Source organism: Nodosilinea sp. LEGE 06152, from assembly GCF_015207525.1.
Classification (GTDB): Bacteria; Cyanobacteriota; Cyanobacteriia; order Phormidesmidales; family Phormidesmidaceae; genus Nodosilinea.
Window position 1 is genome coordinate 268,199 of the sequence record NZ_JADEWR010000007.1, and the last position, 16,703, is coordinate 284,901.

General features: G+C 57.4%; 16 protein-coding genes. 4 read left to right on the forward strand and 12 right to left on the reverse strand.

The genetic code is table 11. The features are described 5' to 3' along the window. Position 1: 1 nt before the first annotated feature. Together IQ265_RS12280 and IQ265_RS12285 are read right to left on the reverse strand one after the other, a co-directional pair. The gene (locus IQ265_RS12280; protein ID WP_194053860.1) at positions 2-616 is read right to left on the reverse strand and encodes a chemotaxis protein CheB; all 615 of its coding nucleotides are present in this window, start codon (positions 614-616) and stop codon (positions 2-4) included. A gap of 391 nt (positions 617-1,007) precedes the next feature. Then, the gene (locus tag IQ265_RS12285; protein WP_194053862.1) at positions 1,008-2,108 is read right to left on the reverse strand and encodes a chemotaxis protein CheB; all 1,101 of its coding nucleotides are present in this window, start codon (positions 2,106-2,108) and stop codon (positions 1,008-1,010) included. Between the two features lie 438 nt (positions 2,109-2,546). Here IQ265_RS12285 and wrbA point away from each other — a divergent pair, with 438 nt between their 5' ends. After that, positions 2,547-3,161: an NAD(P)H:quinone oxidoreductase gene (wrbA, locus tag IQ265_RS12290; protein ID WP_194053864.1), complete on the forward strand. Its 615-nt coding sequence runs from the start codon at positions 2,547-2,549 to the stop codon at positions 3,159-3,161. Here wrbA and IQ265_RS12295 read toward each other — a convergent pair. The 5 genes from IQ265_RS12295 to leuB all read right to left on the reverse strand — a co-directional run bounded on the left by IQ265_RS12295 (position 3,158) and on the right by leuB (position 9,471). Further along, positions 3,158-4,510, reverse strand: a complete 1,353-nt coding sequence (locus IQ265_RS12295) for an ATP-binding protein (RefSeq protein WP_347404956.1) — start codon at positions 4,508-4,510, stop codon at positions 3,158-3,160. The genes wrbA and IQ265_RS12295 overlap by 4 nt on opposite strands. 126 nt (positions 4,511-4,636) lie before the next feature. Beyond that, positions 4,637-6,436 carry a diguanylate cyclase gene (locus tag IQ265_RS12300; protein ID WP_194053868.1) on the reverse strand — a complete coding sequence of 600 codons (1,800 nt, stop codon included), beginning with the start codon at positions 6,434-6,436 and terminating at the stop codon, positions 4,637-4,639. 327 nt (positions 6,437-6,763) lie between these two features. Next, positions 6,764-7,936, reverse strand: coding sequence for a hormogonium polysaccharide biosynthesis glycosyltransferase HpsE (hpsE, locus tag IQ265_RS12305; RefSeq protein ID WP_194053870.1), 1,173 nt, complete (start codon positions 7,934-7,936; stop codon positions 6,764-6,766). Between the two features lie 95 nt (positions 7,937-8,031). Further along, complete coding sequence (locus tag IQ265_RS12310; RefSeq protein WP_194053872.1) at positions 8,032-8,238, reverse strand: hypothetical protein; 207 nt, start codon at positions 8,236-8,238, stop codon at positions 8,032-8,034. Positions 8,239-8,388: 150 nt separating this feature from the next. Next, positions 8,389-9,471 carry a 3-isopropylmalate dehydrogenase gene (gene leuB / locus IQ265_RS12315; protein ID WP_194053874.1) on the reverse strand — a complete coding sequence of 361 codons (1,083 nt, stop codon included), beginning with the start codon at positions 9,469-9,471 and terminating at the stop codon, positions 8,389-8,391. Between the two features lie 197 nt (positions 9,472-9,668). On the opposite strand from leuB, the gene IQ265_RS12320 reads away from it, so the two are divergent. Further along, a complete protein-coding gene (locus tag IQ265_RS12320; protein WP_228037833.1) occupies positions 9,669-10,391 on the forward strand; it encodes a YqiA/YcfP family alpha/beta fold hydrolase in 723 nt (240 codons plus the stop codon). Here the strand turns inward: IQ265_RS12320 and IQ265_RS12325 are convergent. Next, positions 10,388-10,930, reverse strand: coding sequence for a Uma2 family endonuclease (locus IQ265_RS12325; protein WP_194053876.1), 543 nt, complete (start codon positions 10,928-10,930; stop codon positions 10,388-10,390). The genes IQ265_RS12320 and IQ265_RS12325 overlap by 4 nt on opposite strands. Before the next feature lie 175 nt (positions 10,931-11,105). Here IQ265_RS12325 and IQ265_RS12330 point away from each other — a divergent pair, with 175 nt between their 5' ends. Both IQ265_RS12330 and IQ265_RS12335 read left to right on the forward strand, forming a co-directional pair. Further along, entirely contained in the window at positions 11,106-11,672 is a 567-nt protein-coding gene (locus tag IQ265_RS12330) for a DUF3038 domain-containing protein (protein ID WP_194053878.1), read from the forward strand. 136 nt (positions 11,673-11,808) lie between these two features. Continuing rightward, positions 11,809-13,155: a DUF4335 domain-containing protein gene (locus IQ265_RS12335; RefSeq protein ID WP_194053880.1), complete on the forward strand. Its 1,347-nt coding sequence runs from the start codon at positions 11,809-11,811 to the stop codon at positions 13,153-13,155. Positions 13,156-13,159: 4 nt separating this feature from the next. On the opposite strand, the gene IQ265_RS12340 is transcribed toward IQ265_RS12335, so the two are convergent. From IQ265_RS12340 to IQ265_RS12355, 4 genes are all read right to left on the reverse strand, one after another. Continuing rightward, a complete protein-coding gene (locus tag IQ265_RS12340) occupies positions 13,160-13,603 on the reverse strand; it encodes a ferredoxin (protein ID WP_194053882.1) in 444 nt (147 codons plus the stop codon). A gap of 97 nt (positions 13,604-13,700) precedes the next feature. Further along, a complete protein-coding gene (locus IQ265_RS12345; protein WP_194053884.1) occupies positions 13,701-14,093 on the reverse strand; it encodes a DUF1257 domain-containing protein in 393 nt (130 codons plus the stop codon). 37 nt (positions 14,094-14,130) lie between these two features. Next, positions 14,131-14,346 carry a DUF2997 domain-containing protein gene (locus IQ265_RS12350; RefSeq protein ID WP_194053886.1) on the reverse strand — a complete coding sequence of 72 codons (216 nt, stop codon included), beginning with the start codon at positions 14,344-14,346 and terminating at the stop codon, positions 14,131-14,133. A gap of 1,379 nt (positions 14,347-15,725) precedes the next feature. Beyond that, complete coding sequence (locus IQ265_RS12355) at positions 15,726-16,217, reverse strand: hypothetical protein (protein ID WP_194053888.1); 492 nt, start codon at positions 16,215-16,217, stop codon at positions 15,726-15,728. Between the last annotated feature and the right edge of the window lie 486 nt (positions 16,218-16,703).

A 16,703-nucleotide genomic window follows, 5' to 3' on the forward strand; every position in this document is an offset into this window, starting at 1 on the left:
ACTATTTCCCATCTTGCTGCACTAGTTTAACCAAGGCGGGCGAAATTTGGTCGATCGGCAAAACCCAATCTACCTGGCATGTGTCAATGGCGGTCTGCGGCATGCTGGCTACAGTAGCGGTGGCTGGATCTTGCACAATCACCCGACCGCCGCCCTGCTTAATCGCTTTTACGCCCAAGGCCCCGTCGCGACCGTAGCCGGTGAGCACAACGGCGATCGCCCGGCTCCCAAAGCACTCGGCTACCGACGTCAGCGTGGCATCGGCGGCGGGGCGGGTGTAGTTAACTTTTTTGGTTTGGGTAAGATGCAGCCTGCGATCGCTCCTCACCAGCAGGTGATAGTCGGGGGGCGCAGTGTAAATTGTTCCAGCTTTAATCGCCTCCCCGGCCTCGGCATCTTTCACAGTCAAAGAAGTCATCCGGCTCAAAATTCCAGGCAGCAGGCTAGCAGTATCAGAACTAAGGTGCATGACAATGATCAGGGCGGCGGCAAAATTAGTAGGTAGCTGGGGCAACAGCTGCCCCAGGGTTTTAAGACCTCCTGCCGACGTAGCAATAATGACGACATCAAATTGCAAGGATGGAAATAGGGCAACTGGAGGTGGCAAATTGGCCATAGTTTCGCTCTAGAAATTACCCTTACATTGGGTAAAAGCTGAATAGAACCGATCGCAATCAGACAATTGCTGAATCGGGGTAGTTTTTAACTTGGGCCAAAGCCATTGTAGGGGTGAGCCAAATGAGCAGCAGTGTTCAGCCCAACATTAGCCAGCGCGACTGTAAATTTCTGCTCCTTAATTCCAGAAAAATTTGGCCAAAATGATGCTCATCTAGCCAGCGTTTGGTTCAGCTAAAACAAATTTAAGCAAAATCTTTTAGGAGACCCAGACCTACCCTAACCCGTAAACTCGATTTACAACGTTAGGTCAATAAATCGTAGGAACTACCGCCAAAACCGCCACCGAAATTGCTATAGAAATTGCCCTTACCCCAGCGCCACGCTACGGGTTAAAGGTCAGGCTTCAGGTCAGCGTCTGAGGTGGAGGCACCGCTGTTGCCCTGAAGACGCATTTCTTGCTGCCGCAAAATAATTTGCTTGATCAAGCTGACGTTTTGTTCGGCGTCGGCAGCTCGCCTGGCAAACTGCTCTGCCGATTTAGGCCGATTTTGCTCGACGGCATGGGCCTCTAGCCGCCGCGACAGCGCAGCCCGTTCTTCAATCGATCGCACAGCCGTCCACAGCACGCGCTCTAGATCGTCAGACTGTTCGGCAATCAGGCTGTCTGCCGAGTAGGCGTGGCCCACGTGGCAGCGAAACCGCAGCAGGTTGCCGTCTCGCAGTTCCCACAGTACGCCGCCACAGTCGGGGCAGGTCAGGGGCGAGGCGGCATTTGAGCGGGCCCCATGCTCTGCCGCTGCCTTTTCTTCAGCGACGACTTCGTCTTCAAGCTTAGGTTGATTAGCAGGCTGAGTCGTTTTTTGCTCAAACTCCTGCTTAGAAAGCTCTCTAGGAGTCTGCTCAGAGGTCATTGAAAAGTTATCTGTAGAACAGGTTAAGGTCACAATTTCTTGGGCTAGGGCGGCGAGCGGTAGCACTTTGTCAACGGCTACGTTGTCGATCACACTCTGCGGCATACCCCTAAACAGCGCCTCGGCTGGGTCTTGTACCAGGGCAATGCCGCCCTCTACCTTAATGTCGTTGAGACCGCTGGTGCCATCGTCGAGCATGCCGGTCAGCACTACCCCAATTACGTCTGGTCCGTAAGCCTGAGCCGCCGAGCGAAACATAGTGTCAATGGCGGGGCGATGGCCGTTTTCTTTGGGTCCCCGATTTATTTCTATAGTGTCGGGATGAACGCGCAAATGGTAGTCGGGTGGGGCAATGTAAATACGACCGGGCTGAATTTTTTCACCATCTTGAGGATGGAGCGCCGGTAGGGTATTGAAACGGTTGAGAATATCAGGCAAAAAGCTAACGCTGTAAGACGGGAAATGCACGGTCACAAAAACTGCCGCATCTAAATCGGGTGGTAACTGCTCAACCAGCTGCGCCAATGCCTCAACGCCGCCCGCAGAAGCACCAATTACGACAACAGAGTGACCGGCCATTATCTGCTCCTACAGCTTGGCAAAACCAAAGGTATTTTGAGACCATTGCCTAGCTTATCTAGGCCGTGAAGCTTAAACATCCTCCCAAATGGATGTTTGCAGCGGGAGAAAACTTTAACCAGATAAGCACAGATGCATTTGCCCGAGCGAGAGCATGGTTTGGGGTATGCAACGGGCGATCGCGTGGCAGAGGCGCAAAGCTAGTGCCCAGGCGAAGCTAGGGCACCAGAGTGGGGTTCAACGGGGCTAAACCCACCGATGGCTAACGCAAGCCCCTGGGGAGGAAACTTTCGCCGCCGCTATTTTTCTCCCATCGAAATCTCTCCTTTGAGAGATAAAAACCACAGCTCGATAGAGCAACATCTATGGTGAAGCGCAATGCTGCCTGGGGCGCAACGCCCACGCAGAGCCAGCCAGCTGTCGATATCTGGGGAATGCATGAGACTGCTAGTCGTTTACCACACTATGTACGGCCATACCCTACAACTGGCCCAGGCCGTCGCCGAGGGGGCCAGGCAGGTGGCGGGCATAGAGGTAGAGGTGCGGCGAGTGCAGGAGTTTGACGCCGTCAACCAAATTATCGACAACAACGACGCCGCCCGCCAGGTGCGCGAGCAGCAGCAAGACATTCCTGTGTGTACGGTAGATGACCTCAAAGCTGCCGATGGCGTGGTGTTTGGCTCGCCCACCCGCTACGGCAACATGACTGCCCAAATGAAGCAGCTGTTTGACTCCACGGCCAGCCTGTGGCTCAACGGCGATATGGAAGGCAAACCAGCGGGGGTGTTTACCTCCACCGCCTCCACCCACGGCGGCCAAGAGACGACCCTGCTAACCATGATGGTGCCGCTGCTGCACCTGGGCATGCTGGTAGTTGGCGTGCCCTACTCCGTAGAAGGCATGATTCACACCGAGGCGCGGGGCGGTACACCCTACGGCGCGTCTACCATTGCGGGCGGCCAGGGCGAGCTACAGCCCAAGCCCGAAGACTTGGCGATCGCCCGTGCCCTGGGGCAGCGTGTGGCCGAGGTCACAACCAAGGTGCGGGGCTAAGGCTTGAGGGCAAAACTGACGCGGTTGGGCGTAACCGTCTGCGGCAGCTCAACTTGAAATCGGCTCCCCCGGCCCGGCTCACTCTCTACGGTAATGGTGCCCTGCATAGACTTGACCAGGGCGTGCGCAATAGCCAGTCCCAGCCCCGTGCCCCGTGCCGTGCTGCGAGCGTTGTGGACCTGCCAAAACTCCTGAAAAATGTAGGCCTGGTCTTCGGCGCTAATGCCGCAGCCAGTGTCTTGCACCACCAGCACCAGTCGGTCGGCGGGCAGCGTTTGCACTCTAACCATCACTCGACCGCTATCGGTAAACTTGATGGCGTTTGACCACAGGTTGGTAATCACCTGCCGCAGACGACCGCGATCGTTGGTAATCATCAGGGGCGCGTCGGGCAGGTCGGTTTCGAGGGCGATCGCTTTTTGGTCGGCCAGCGGCTGCAGCTCGTCGATGGTGGTGTTGATCAGTGCGATCAGGTCGAAGGTTTCGAGCTGTAGATCCACCTGGTACGCCCGCAGCCGCGAAAAGTTGAGCATGTTTTCGATCAGGCCGAGCAGATGCTGACCATTGTGAAAAATGCGCTCGGCCATCTTGATCGCTTTGGGATCTTGGTTGAAGTTAAACTGCCCCATCAGCACCTGCGAAAACCCCAAAATCGCCGTCATTGGGGTCTTTAGCTCGTGGGAAACGGTGGCCAAAAACTGGGTTCTAAGCCGATCGGCTTCTAGCAGCTCTAGATTTTGGGCCTGGAGCTGGCTGAGGGTAGCTTCGGCTTTTTTGCGATCGCTAATGTCGCGCATTTGCCACCGCAGCCCAGTTATCGTCCCATCGATAGCTTCGACGGTTTGAACGGTAATCCCTACTGTAGTCGGCTCCGTCCGTCGCCCCGCGATCGTTAGTTCCCAACCCTGCACCCGCCGGGTTCGCTGAATTTGGGCTAGCAGGGCGCGAAAGTTGGCTCGCTCGGCTTGAGCAACGCTGGTAACCAGGGGCTTGCCCTGCAAATATTGTTGCTCAGTATTTAGCAGCACCGCCGCCGCCCGGTTGGCCTCCTGCACCGTGCCATTGAGATCGGTAACGAGATAGCCATCGGGGGCAAACTCAAACAGGTGCTGGTAGCGCTGGCGCTCAATTTCGACTAGCTGCTGAGCAGCAATTAGCTGCTCGTTTTGGGCAATCAGCTCTTCTTCGGCAACGTGCAGCTCTTCAATGGCTAGGCGCAGCTCTTCGATGGCCACCAACTGCTGGGGCCGCTCATCCGGACAACGTTTGGCGTCGGCGTGCAGGGTTTCAATTTGAGTCTGAACTTTTTCTATGTATCGCGTGAAAAAATCGTCCTGAGGCGCACTCACACCTGCCCCCTATATCTGGTTGCTTTAGGCCTAGTTTGCCGTTTCAGGCAAAAGCAAACATCTCCCACCATGTGTATATATATTGAAAAGGGCAAATTGTCGTGATTACTTTACTTTCGAGCTAAGTCAAAGGTCGAGCGGCCAGGTTACCACCCGATTACGACCCTCTGCTTTAGCCTTGTATAGAGCCTGGTCGGCCATCTGCACCAGGGTTTCAACCCGCTGGTCGGCAGTCGGCACTAAGCTGACCACCCCAAAGCTCAAGGTTAACACCTGCAACGGTGTTTGGAAATGCGGCAGGCCCAGACTGTGAATGTGGGCCAGACAGGTTTTGGCCAGGTGGTGGGCACCGGTCAAACTCGTTTGGGGCAAAATGGCGGCAAATTCTTCGCCACCGTAGCGGGCCACCAGGTCCTGGGGCCGCTTGATCTGCCCTTTGAGGCTGTCGGCAATGGTTCGCAGGCAGCGATCGCCCCCCTGGTGCCCGTAGCTGTCGTTGTAGAGCTTAAAAAAGTCGATGTCGGCCAATATCAGCGCCAGCGGCGTCTGGTCGCGCAGGTGTTGTCGCCACATTTTGTTTAAGTAGGCATCAAACTGTCGCCGATTGGCCACCTGGGTAAGGCCATCAACCACCGCCAAACGCTGCGTTTCGGTGTGCAACGCCGACTGCTGAATGGCAATGCTGACCTGGATGGCCAGGCGCTGCAGCAGGGTTTGCTCGTGGTCGTGCCAGGGGCGCGGGGCGTGGCAGTGGTGGGCAATCAGCAATCCCCAGACCTGGCCGGTTTGGTTGGGGTCTGCCTGCAACGGGCTCTCCTGCAAGATCGGCACCACCAGCAGCGCCCGCACATCTAGCAGCTTTAGGGTTTCGACCAGGCAGGGCTCAAGGTCGGCGGCCAAAATGTCGGCGATCGCCCGTCCGCCGCTCTGGCCGTACTGCTCCAGCACGCGATCGCTCAGGCAGGGCTCGCGAAAGGTTTGGGCCAGCAGCGACTGGCAGCAGCTCGTGCGCGCCTCGGTGGCCACCACTTTGGTGCCGTCGGCCTGAAACCGCAAAATTAGCACCCGGTCTACCGCCAGCAGCTGCTGAATCTCCTCGACTGTGGCAGCCAGCACCTGGTCAAGCTCTAGCGAACTGCGAATGCGCTGGGCCATCGTCTGCAGCAGGCGCTCTTGCTGGGCCTGAAACTCCAGCCGCTGCTCGGCCTGCTGGCGAGCCTTGATCTCCGCCTCCAGCCGCTGGTTAGCCTCAGTTAGGGCGGCGGTGCGCTCCTGCACTTTTTGCTCGAGCTGGTGGTGGGCCTGCTGAATGGCAACCTCGGCGGCGTGGCGATCGCGGCGGTCTTGCACGGCCCACCACAGCTCGTTTTCGTAGGGCGCTTGGCACCGCCGCACGCTAATGCTAACCGGCAGGCACACCTGATCGCGGCGCTGCAAGTAGCTATCGTGACGGTTGGTGTGCGCCCCCTGCTGCACATACCGCAGCCAGTGACGAAACGGCCCCCGCTGATCGAGGGGCACAAAGGTGGCCAGGGGCTTGCCCACCAACCAGCTCTGGGGCACCCCGATCAGATGGGCAAAGGCCCGGTTGACGGCCAAAATCAGCCCGTTGCCGTCGGTGACCAGCGCTCCCTCAGGGCTAAACTCAAACAAATCTTGGTAGCGCTGGTGGCTAAGCACCAACTGCTCGTGTTTTTCGACCAGGGTTTCCTGCTGCACCTGAAGTTCTTCGTGGGCCACCTGCAATTCTTCTAAAGTCAGCCGCAGCCCCTCTAGGGCTTGGTGGCGGAGTTCAGGGGTGAACTCAGGCTCGGCCTGCAGCGTGCGCCAGAGGGTCTCAGCCTTCTTAACAGCGGAGAGAATTCTGCGGTCAAAGGGCTCAATATCTTGAAAATTGAGAGTAGAGGGCTGGTCAATGTGATCCATAGTTGAGCGGGAGCACGGGGCAGTAGTCAGCTAAACCGTTCAAATAGAAAGTATTTCCAGACCATAAACACTTCCTGCAAACGATCTATGGTTTGTATCGAATGCGACCGTTCAATCCCTTTAGAGAAAGCGCTTTGAAAGAGATTCACACGGGTCCTACTGCTTTGATCTTAAAGCGAATAAAACGCTGCTCTAAGTATCCTCAGTGGTAGTACCGTCAGCGGTTCAAAACGAGCGGTGAATCTTACTAATTTGTAACTGCAAAGCTGCGATCGCCTCCCATTCTACAGGTGGCTAGCTTTTGCCTCTGGCTCGGCTGGGATCAGCTCAGCAGGGCACGTCGCCCGATTGCGCCCCGTACCGCTGCCGCTGTCGCCGCCGCGCGAGGTAGAACGGGCTGAGCAGGCTGTAGACGTATAGCGTAAGCTCGCAGGCGGCAACCGTATCGGCGATCGCCTCGCCCCGATACCTAACCAGGTGGCGCACAATCTTGCGCAAATCGTTCGCCATATACAAAAGCGTCATCAGCGGCCCCAGCCACCGGGCCACACTCAGCATGCGGGTGTGGTGACGGCTCAGGCCAATGCCGCGAAACAGCCGCAGCAAGTAGTCGCGCTCAAACCGGCTGGCCGGAATCTGATGCTGCATGCGCATCGCCGGGTTGTACCACACTTCCCAGCCGTGGCGCTGCATGTAGAGCACCACCTCCAAATCTTCGCCCGCCGCCCGAAAGCCAATGGCGTCGGCCAGGGTGAGCTGTTCGGGCACGCTGGCCAGCCAGGCCTGCCGCCGCACCACCAGCCCCGCAGCCGGGGGCAAAATCTTCTGCTGGGGGTCGTAAATCAGCGGCTCAGAGCCGCGCTCGGTGAGGGCCAGCATAGCCCCAATGCGATCGAAATTGGGCGGCGGCGGAATTTCAAAGTCGCCTCGAATGCGGCTGCCAAAGGCCCCCGCCTGGGGATGGGCCTGGCCAAACCGATGGGCCGCCACCACCCAGCCCAACGCCGGATGGTTGTCATCATCGAGAAACCCGACGAGAGGGCTGCGGGCGATCTCAATGGCGTGCTGGCGGGCGTAGCCAGCCCCCTGGCGCGGCTCAAAGGCGTAGCGCAGCGGCACATCCTGCGGCCACTGCTGCTGGTAGGTTTTGACCACCTGGGCGGTGCCGTCGGTGCTGTTGTTATCGACCACAATCACCTCCCAGGCCAGGTGCTCGGTGCCCAGCTGGGCCAGCAGGCAGTCGAGCACCTGGGGCAAGCGCCGCTCGCCGTTGTAGGTGCAGATCACTACGGCCAAATCGAGGGCCTCTGGGCGGTGCGAAGCGGTAGATAGCTTGAGTCGCAGCTGCCGCAGCAGCCGCTGGGTGTAGCTGGGCAGCGGTCGCTTGGCCACAGCCCGCCGCTTACAACTGTCGGAGGTGGTCAGCAGTTTCGACTGTGACGAGCCTGCCCAGGCAGAAGGTGCCGATGTCGCTAGAGCTGAAAGAGGCGACTCAGCCATAGGTACCAAGTCCTTTGCACTACTGGGTTACGCTACCCAGTGTGCCCGCTCAGAATGGCCCGCTATCCTGATTTTGGTACGACGGCTTGGCGGGCCTAGTGCAGCCCCGGCTCGATCTGGCTAATGGGGACAAAGCATTCGTTGGGCAGCAGCACGGGTTTGTCGCCAAAAATGAGCTTGCCCCGGTGGGTCTTAGTGCTGATGGCAATGCCGATGGGGCGCTGCACATCTTCGGGGTGAACTTCGTAATAGGTGCGATAAATTTGCCGGGCCGACTTCAGCAGAGCCGGGTTAAGCGCCATGGGCGGGACGCTGGCATCGGGTCGCTGGGCGGGTTGGCTCGAAGAAGGGGGTTGCTGTAGACCGTACACGGCTCACCTGTGCGCTTATAGACAGACTCTAATCGATCTTTCCAGGGGCAGCAAACTCTAGAAGGGCTTCTAGAAAGAACTTTACGCCAGGGCACTCAGCAGGGCTTCGCCCATCGCCTTGCAACCCACCTGGGTCATGCTCTCAGACATGATATCGCCAGTTCGATAACCCTGATCGAGGACTTTTGTCACGGCTTGCTCAATGCGATCGGCGGCGGCGGGCTGGTCGAGGCCGTAGCGCAGCATCATGGCGGCGCTCAGCACCTGGGCCAGGGGGTTGGCCTTATCCTGCCCAGCAATGTCGGGGGCCGACCCGTGGACGGGTTCGTATACCCCAGGTCCGCTGGCCCCCAGGCTGGCCGAGGGCAGCATGCCAATGCTGCCGGTCAGCATCGCCGCCGCATCAGAGAGAATATCGCCAAACAAATTGCCGGTCACGATGGTGTCAAACTGCTTGGGCCAGCGAATTAGCTGCATGGCGGCGTTGTCGACGTACATATGCGTCAGGGCGACATCGGGGTAGTCGGCAGAGAGGGCGATGATGCGATCGCGCCACAGCTGCGACACCTCCAGCACGTTGGCCTTATCCACCGAGCAGAGCTGGCCCTTGCGCTTTTGGGCCGTCTCAAAGGCGACCTTACCAATGCGATCGATTTCGCCGTCGGTATAGGCCATGGTGTTGACCCCCCGCTTCTGCCCCGTCTCGGTTTCAAACACCCCCTTGGGGCTGCCGAAGTAGATGCCCCCGGTCAGCTCCCGCACCACCATAATGTCCACCCCTTCAACGACTTCCCGTTTAAGGGAAGACGCATCAATTAACTGGGGCAAAATCGTCGCCGGGCGCAGGTTGGCAAACAGCTCTAGCCCCGATCGCAGCCCCAGCAGCCCAGTCTCAGGCCTTTGGTGCCGGGGCAGCGTATCCCACTTATAACCCCCGATCGCCGCCAGCAGCACCGCATCGCTGGCCTTACAGGTCTTTAGCGTCGCCTCCGGTAGCGGCTCTCCCGTCGCATCGATCGCCGCCCCACCAATCAGCGCCTCCTCAAACTCAAAAGCCAGATCCATCTGGCTGCCCACGGTGTTGAGCACATCCACTGCCACCGCCATAATCTCAGGGCCAATACCGTCACCGGGCAGCAGCGTAATGCGATAAGTCGAAGTCATAGCGTCGGAGAAATGTGATTTACCGTAGGGTGGGCACCGCCCACCAACCAGCCTGGGAAGCGCACCGATTCAATATCATACCCCCAGGGGCCAACCCCTTCACCGACTCACCCACCCATCCACCCACTCCGGCTTAGGGCCAATACCCTGTTTGGGCAAACAACCGTTTGCCCCTACGAGATTCCCGCTTTAACTTAATGTACGGTCCCCCCTCACCCCCTCACCCCCTCACCCATCCACCCGCCTACCCATCCACTCCCCACACCATGCCCCAATACATCTACCTCCACGGCTTCGCCTCCAGCCCCCAGTTCGCCAAAGCCCAGGCCATGAAAGCCCGCTTCGCCACCCTGGGCATCCCCCTGCTGATCCCCGACCTCAACCAGGGCGACTTTGCCCACCTCACCCTCAGCCGCCAGATCGAGCAGGTCAGCGCCCTAATTTTGTCTCAGAGTGAACCCACGGGGCTGATCGGCTCTAGCCTCGGGGGTCTCACCGCCGCCTGGGTTGCTCAGCAGCCCGCCATTACCGATCGCATCGAAAATCTCGTGCTGCTGGCCCCCGCCTTTGGCTTCCTCAAGCAGTGGCTGCCCCGCCTTGGCCCGGAGGCTCTAAATACCTGGCGTACCGAGGGCACCCTCTCGGTCTACCACTACACCGAGCAGCGGCAGATTCCCCTCCACTACGGTTTCATCACCGATGCCCAGGGCTATGACGACAATGCCCTAAACGCCGAAATTCCCACCCTGATTCTCCACGGCACCAGCGACGAAACGATATCTATAGAAGCCAGCCGCGCCTACGCTGCTGCCCGCCCCTGGACAAAGCTAATCGAACTCCCCAGCGATCACGCCCTGGTGGATGTAGAGGAAGACATCTGGCAGCACACGCAGGAGTTTTTAGGGCTAGGACAACTCTAAATCAACGAGGCAACCGCTACGGTAATATCGGGAAAAGCCAGCGGCGTTACCGCCCCCTGACGCAGACGCTGCTCAATTTGATAATCGCCATTGATCGGTTGACGGTAAATGATAAGTTCTCCATCCTTGAGATTGGCTACCCAGTAATCTTGAATATCCGCTGTGGCATAGGCTTGGCGCTTTTCGTTAGTATCTTTGGCTAGAGTTGTATTTGAAAACTCAATAATAAGGTACACATCCACTGGTGCTGGGTGCCCCTGGCGGTAAGATCTACGCCTAACCAGGGCAATATCAGGCTCAGGCTCGCTGCCCGTTGCGGCTATACTCATGGGCTTAGCCACGCGGACTCGATACCGCCCTCGCGCCTGTGCTGCGAACAACTCATTAGCATCGGTTGAAAGGTCAGCGTGATCAGGGCCTTCGGGAGCCGTTTCAACAACTTGCCCATTCAAAAGTTCTACTCGCCGGTTGACGAACAATCCAGCCTCAATCATGCGGTGATAGTCGTCCAGGGTCCAGCGCGTTAGGGTCACTGCCATGGCGAGCCACTCCAGAGCTAATGGCGTTGCTATTTAGTATGACAGGGTGTAGAGCAAGGCTAGCTTCAGCCTTTGACGGAGCGGTTGTACTCGTTGCCCCTAAAACCCGTTTCAAGAACTGCAACCCCCATGCCACAATTAGCCCAATCCTCTACGTTAGTAACAGGGCAGCCTGGTGGAACCGTCTTCCCTCAGTGAGCACAATCCGGCCCAGCCAGCGCCGACCCCGCGTCAGCTGCACAGCATCAAGGCTCAGCTCGACCTGGTGCTGCTGGCCCTAGAAGCCCTCACCGGCCTGGGGTCGGATGCCATGCTGGCGGCGGCCGATGCCCTGGGCGTATCTGACTTGCTGAGCGATCGCGTCAATCTGTGGCGCTTGCGCCAGGCCAGTCCGCTGCGCAAGGGGCAGGGCCGCAAAAAGCTCGATGTCGACGAAGCCCGCGCCCTGGTGCTGGTAAGTTGTCATCTGGCGATCGCCCATCGTGACCCCATTCGCCAGGCCGTGGCGCGGCTGGAGAAGGCCCTCGAGCAGGGGCAGCCTCCGCACCGCACCGCGCAGCTGGGCGACTACCTAGACGCCTTTAGCAACGCCTACCAAGACCGCATGGAGGGCGACCAAACCGCCACCACCGACGAGATCAACGCCCTAGGGCTGAAGCTGCTGGTTGACCTGCTGTTCTACAGTGGCTCCGGCGGCAGCCGTAAGCTGTGGTTGGCGCTGCTAGAGCGCGCGGAAAAGTGAGAGGAATTTCGGATTCTGGATTTGCGATTTTGGAGTTGAGCTGCTGTTTGAGAAGGAATTTTTAGCTACCACCTGAGCAACTTTTTGAACTTTGCCTTTTGAATTTTGAACTTTTAACCCACCCAGCCCGAAGTCCATGGCCCAGACTGCCACTATCACCTCCTACGAATATGCAGCGGGCACCTGTACTCTGCGACTGGTGGGCGAGCTTTCACCCCTGAGCCAGGTCACGGGTCGCCCGGTGCTGGGGCGATCGCGCTTTTACCTCCAGGTGCACGGGGAAGAGTTAGACACCGCGACCGAAGCGGTAGCCAACCAGACTCGATTTGAGGTCAGCGGGCGAGAGCCGCAGTTTTCTGCCCTGGCAGCGCTGGTGCAAACCTACGTTCAGCGCCAGCTCAGTGCTGACGCGCTAACGGAAGGAGGCGCTGTATCTCAAGGCGACAGTGCACTTCAGCCCGTAGGGCTGACCCGCCATCGGCTGACGTTGGTGACTCCCCTAGAGCCGCCCAACATTGTTGAACTCTCGACCCTGCAGTTAGCCGATCTGGCCGATGCCCTAGAGCAGGCCGAGGGCAGCCTCCAAATTTTGCCTGACGCTACGCCCGTCAAGGCCCGCCGGACGCGCCCTAGGCTGCCGCTTTGGGTCGGCTCTGTAGCGGCGGTGGGCATTGCCGCCCTGCTAGGCAACCAGTTTTTGACGACCACCCCTAGCCCGGTGGTGCTGTCGCCCAGCGGGCCGCAAACAACCAACGAATCGGGGCAGCCGCTGCCTAGCGATCGCCAGCAGTCTTTAGAAGGTGGAGGGGGTGCATCCCCCGCCGACTTGCCCGCTGCCGAGTCTGTAGAAGCGCCGCCCGCCGCAGGCGAAGCGCTCCCCGCACCCACAACTACGGCCCCAACCACCCCAGACGCCCCACCCAGTGGATCAACAGATGCCGTTACCCCTAAGGCATCACCGCCGCCCTCAGCGGCCACCCCAGCACCCGCTAGCGGCCAACCTCCGCTCAGCCCAACTCCCGCTGAGCCCAATACCGACGCCTCTGCCGAAGCTGAGGCAGGCGTGGAGACACAGCTTGCCAGCCCAAACTCTGACATGACAGCAGAATCGACTCCGGCCCCAGCTAGCCCTGAGACAATGCAATCGGCGCGCAGCAATCCTGAAGCTTTCGCTGGCCCAGGCCACACGGCTAGCCCCAGCCCAGCCCTGGAGTGGATTAGTGCGCTCACCCTGGCCCTCCAGCAGCAGTGGCGACCGCCTGCGAACCTGGCTGCTACCCTGCGCTACAGCCTCACCCTTGAGCCCGATGGCACCGTCACGGCACTAGAACCCCTCAGCGACTTTTCTGCGACTTACCGCAACAGCCCTGCCCTGCCGCAGCCCGGCACCACGATTCCCGGTGTGGTTAGGGATGAACCTGCTACGGTAGAGGTTCAATTTTTGCCTACGGGTGAGGTCGTGGTAGTGCCCCCAGGGCGTTAGAGCTTCAGGACTGCTGCGATCGCTGGCTTTTGCGCTTGGCCTTACGCATTTGCGCCGCCGACATCGCTTTGTCTACAGGAAAACCAACTACCGGAATCACCTGGTGCTTGCGATCGCTCTCCAGCTGCTTCAGTTCCGTGTAGTCGATCCAGTGAATGCAGTCCACTGGGCAGGTGTCGATCGCCTCTTGAATGATGTCTTCAGAGTCACCATCCTGGCGGTAAACTCGCGATCTGCCGTAGTCAGGCTCGATATAAAAGGTGTTGCGGGCGACGTGGGCGCAGTGCTTGCAGCCAATACAGGTAATCTCGTCCACATAGACGCCCCTCTGGCGCAGCTGACCGCCCAGCTCTGGCTCCAGGCCGGTGCGATCGCTGACTTGGCGAAGGTTTCCGCCTAGCTCTGGCTCAAAGCCGGTCGCATCGGGCTGCCCGTCAAAATGTGTCATTGTGTTGTGCCCTGTGTGCTTCAAAACGCCCAGTTATGGGCCAAAACAAAGAAAGGGGCTAAAGCAGCCCCCCTCCAAACTTCAAAAGGTCAGCGCTCTAGCCGTTCCAGCGCTGTACTACTAGCCGCACCGAGCCATCTTCGCGCACCTGCTCCTCAGACACCTGAAAGCCCTGGCGAGAGGTTTCAGACAGCACGGTGTTGTAGGCGTAGCGCTGGGTTACCTGGCGCAAAAAGCCTTCCACCGTCAGCGGCTGTTGCCAATACTGCAGGTCAGCTACCAACTCGTAGTCGCTGGTTTCAGGGTTACGGCGAAAGCCAATGTCGTAGCCGTTGTCCTGGGCAATCACCACATCAGCGGTTTCAGTCAGGCCCTGATAACCACGTACGTTGCAGGGGCCAGCTTTCCAGTCGGCACCCAAATCATTCAAAGCCAGCTTGAGAGAGTCTAGGTTGCGGATTTTGGTTTTGATTTGGCTAAAGTGTGACATTTTCTGCGGGGGTATGAGGACTATAGAAAGTGAAAATTTACCATTGGCTGTAGGCGGTTTTGGCAGCTACAGTCTCCGTTGCCGATTGTTCATTATTCTGGGCAAAGTACTCGGAGGTGGTCTGTTGGGCCATCACGATACCGAGCTGGGCCTCAATGGCCGCTGTAACCTCGGCACAAGAGGCACCTACGATACCGGTTACTGTTTCCTTAACCCGCCCATCGGGGTAAATAATGAACTCTAATGTTTCCATAGGGTATGGGTCTCAACACTGGTGATGCTGGCTTTGGCAATGGCGACTGACGTCATCCCTGATTACTGTTATCTTCAGGGTTGCAGCAAGACAATAACCTAATCCTAATTAAGCTATAGCTTGCTACTGTTCATTACGAAAGTCAATGTATCGCATTGATTTCGTGAGCGGGCACATCCATTAGATGTAGTTTCGCGTAACTTCTAGAGGGAGTCAAGGCAACTTTAGTTACATATTGCATCGATTTGAGTGGCTTGATAACTGCAAATCAGACGATTTCACCCGATTCTAAAGGCTGAAATGTTAAGAAGATTAAAGATTGATGCGCTGAACTGTCGGCTGCGAACAGGGCTGCTACGAACGGTTAAAACTGTCGTTTTCAGTTCTCGCCGTCCTGCTTACAAGTATGTCTCCCTATTGCCAAGCCCTTGAGCAGTTGCCCGATCGGCAGGCCAATCCTACGCGAGCCAAACCGGCGCAGCAGTACGTGCGGAATCGGTTTGAGTTCCTCGGCATCCAAAGACTAATCAAAAAGCTCGCCGTAGCAATTTGTGACTGAGCACGAACCGCCTAACCCAATCTAGCTAAGAGCACTAACCGAGAACCCTGGGCTTAGCCAGAGCGGCAACATTAAAAAGTTAGAGCCTATATAGATGTATAGGCGGATGGACTAGCTCAGATCCTAGGGTTCTAGCAACGACTACTGCTAAGCCAAAGACCTCCAGAACTCTGAGATCTCTAAGTCTGGCGCTACTTCAGCAGCACTGTCTTGGGCATAATCACCATCCATGTCTCCACTCCGCTGGGCGGTCGGGCGACTGTTAACCCCCTCGGCGCTGAGCGGCACGGAGATGAGGTCGCGCCAGTCGTTGAGGTCAGCGTAGCCAAGGGCATAGCGGATTTTGATGGTGGGATTCTCCGGTCCGGAGACGCTTCGTGAACGATGCCGGTCAGGCCGCCGTAGAGCATGTGAAGCACTTTTGCGGGGTTGAGGGACCTGGTCCCTTTGTTGTTCGCCCCAGAAGGTGGCAGCAGTAGGGACTCGGTCCCCTGAGTCTCTTAGTTGTCGCAAAGGTCTGGTTCTAGATAGTCAAATATCAGTTCTGTTTCCTTTGCGGTTGCGATGGGCAAGCCCCAGCCCCACAAGGGGTGCAAGGGCTGAAGAAAACAAAGCGCGAAAACCCTGGCCACCCGAAGTTCGAGTGCAAACAGACAGAAGAGCAAAATGGTGGACTTACCTTTTCCTCTAGCATCAAAAAATTAAGACAACTGATTGAGAATTAATCTATGGAAGTCAATTTTGGCTTTCCCTCACATTGGCGTAACCAAGGCCTGTAGTCTCTCTACAAGAAAAACTACAGGCTTTAAGCTAGATCGGTTCAACCGATCGTTTCAAATTCGATTACATCAAAGGCACTGCCCCGCAGAACAGATTCCGTTTGCTTGCCTCGCAAACGCTTTCCAGTGACACTCTCTATCACGCCCTGCACTGCTCCTAGCGTGAAGGTTAGTTTGCGGGGTGACCCTTCAGGTTCATCAGCCGAACAAATTGTTTCTCGGCAGTAAACTAAAATCGATTCGCTGGTTTCAACAATTTTCTCAATAATGCACAGGCGGGTGCCATTCTTGCCCAGCGCTGCTTGAAGAACGCTGACCAGTTCATCAAGCGGCATAGCTTTCCCCGCAATGCCCAACTGGTTCGCCACTTGGCGTCCCCGCTGACGACCAGCGCCAATGAGTGCGATCGCAGCAGCTTTTTCGCCTAAAACTTCTTCGGTGCCAACAACTAATGCTCTGAAACAAACGATGCTGCTAAAATCGCCAAGTTCAGACCGCAATTGAGCTACAGATGGAATGACAGCAGTGGACATAATGGGTGCCTCAGTCTTTGCCTAGGTATCGATATCTCGCATTATTCCCAATGCCATAAAGAATGGGCTTCCGTAATTTCCGCCAAACAGCCAACGATAACTACAAAAACACGCAACTTTTTATAGGTTTACAATTCCACTTATTTTTTATCAATTCCGACACCTGATAGAGGTATTGCATGCAATGCCCTTGCGTCGAACCTGTCCTAACCTCAAAGACGTTTGCAACACCAAACCCTTCTTAGTTACCCCGATTCGGTAGGGCAAATGCTGTTTGCCCCCCTGCGGTTTGGCCTCTTTGAGATCGGAGCTATGGGATTTGGACTTGGTGCAGGAGATAACAAAAGAGCGCCCCCCCGAGGGGAGCGCTCTTTTCCTAATCAATCAATGGATTAGTCAGTCAAGACTAGCCGATGATTTCAGGAGCCTCAGCCGTAGCCAGGTCGAGGGGGAAGTTGTGAGCATTGCGCTCGTGCATCACTTCCA

Excerpts from the sequence above, each read along its gene's own strand:
- IQ265_RS12280 (WP_194053860.1), bottom strand. The coding sequence starts at position 616 with ATGGCCAATTTGCCACCTCCAGTTGCCCTATTTCCATCCTTGCAATTT.
- IQ265_RS12285 (WP_194053862.1), bottom strand. The coding sequence starts at position 2,108 with ATGGCCGGTCACTCTGTTGTCGTAATTGGTGCTTCTGCGGGCGGCGTT.
- wrbA (WP_194053864.1), top strand. The coding sequence starts at position 2,547 with ATGAGACTGCTAGTCGTTTACCACACTATGTACGGCCATACCCTACAA.
- IQ265_RS12300 (WP_194053868.1), bottom strand. The coding sequence starts at position 6,436 with ATGGATCACATTGACCAGCCCTCTACTCTCAATTTTCAAGATATTGAG.
- hpsE (WP_194053870.1), bottom strand. The coding sequence starts at position 7,936 with ATGGCTGAGTCGCCTCTTTCAGCTCTAGCGACATCGGCACCTTCTGCC.
- IQ265_RS12310 (WP_194053872.1), bottom strand. The coding sequence starts at position 8,238 with ATGGCGCTTAACCCGGCTCTGCTGAAGTCGGCCCGGCAAATTTATCGC.
- leuB (WP_194053874.1), bottom strand. The coding sequence starts at position 9,471 with ATGACTTCGACTTATCGCATTACGCTGCTGCCCGGTGACGGTATTGGC.
- IQ265_RS12320 (WP_228037833.1), top strand. The coding sequence starts at position 9,669 with ATGTACGGTCCCCCCTCACCCCCTCACCCCCTCACCCATCCACCCGCC.
- IQ265_RS12325 (WP_194053876.1), bottom strand. The coding sequence starts at position 10,930 with ATGGCAGTGACCCTAACGCGCTGGACCCTGGACGACTATCACCGCATG.
- IQ265_RS12335 (WP_194053880.1), top strand. The coding sequence starts at position 11,809 with ATGGCCCAGACTGCCACTATCACCTCCTACGAATATGCAGCGGGCACC.
- IQ265_RS12340 (WP_194053882.1), bottom strand. The coding sequence starts at position 13,603 with ATGACACATTTTGACGGGCAGCCCGATGCGACCGGCTTTGAGCCAGAG.
- IQ265_RS12345 (WP_194053884.1), bottom strand. The coding sequence starts at position 14,093 with ATGTCACACTTTAGCCAAATCAAAACCAAAATCCGCAACCTAGACTCT.
- IQ265_RS12350 (WP_194053886.1), bottom strand. The coding sequence starts at position 14,346 with ATGGAAACATTAGAGTTCATTATTTACCCCGATGGGCGGGTTAAGGAA.
- IQ265_RS12355 (WP_194053888.1), bottom strand. The coding sequence starts at position 16,217 with ATGTCCACTGCTGTCATTCCATCTGTAGCTCAATTGCGGTCTGAACTT.